Source organism: Streptomyces sp. CA2R106, from assembly GCF_037034245.1.
Taxonomy (GTDB): domain Bacteria; phylum Actinomycetota; class Actinomycetes; order Streptomycetales; family Streptomycetaceae; genus Actinacidiphila.
Window position 1 is genome coordinate 1 of sequence record NZ_JBAGKC010000167.1, and the last position, 571, is coordinate 571.

Below are 571 nucleotides of genomic sequence, written 5' to 3' on the forward strand. Positions count from 1 at the left end.
GGGGAGGACGTCGTGAGTGGTGTGGAGCTGTCCGAGAACGAGTTGTGGGTGGCGAGTTTCTACCGGTCGTCGGAGATGAGCGGGGCGATGTTCTTCGGGCGGGTGGCGCGGACGATCCGCGGTCCGTTGCAGAAGGACGTGACGCACCATTTCGCGGACGAGTCGGCGCACGCGTCGTACTGGACGAACTGCATCGACTCGCTGGACCAGCGGGCGATCCCGATGCGGGACGCGTACCAGGACCGGTACATGGACGCGGTCGGGGTGCCGGCCAGTCTGATGGAGGTCATGGCGATCACGCTGGTCTTCGAGAAGCGCACGATCGGCCACTACAACCAGCACCTGCGGCAGGAGAACACGCCCGCGCCGGTCCGCGAGACGATCGAGAAGATCATGCTCGACGAGCGGTGGCACGTGCGGTACGTCCGCGAGGCCCTGCAGGACATGGAAGAGCGCTACGGCAAGCAGGAGATCGAGGACACCCTCGCCCGCTACACCGCGGCCGACGTCGAGATCTACGGCAAGGCCATGGCCGAGTTCGAAGAACGCTTCGCCGCCCAGTGATCCGGGT

General features: G+C 65.8%; 1 protein-coding gene. It reads left to right on the plus strand.

Going from position 1 to position 571, the window contains the following annotated elements; translation table 11 throughout:
- A partial coding sequence (locus tag WA788_RS35560) for a ferritin-like domain-containing protein (RefSeq protein ID WP_335984642.1) occupies window positions 1-564 on the plus strand: 564 nt, incomplete at its 5' end.
- Window positions 565-571 lie beyond the last annotated feature (7 nt).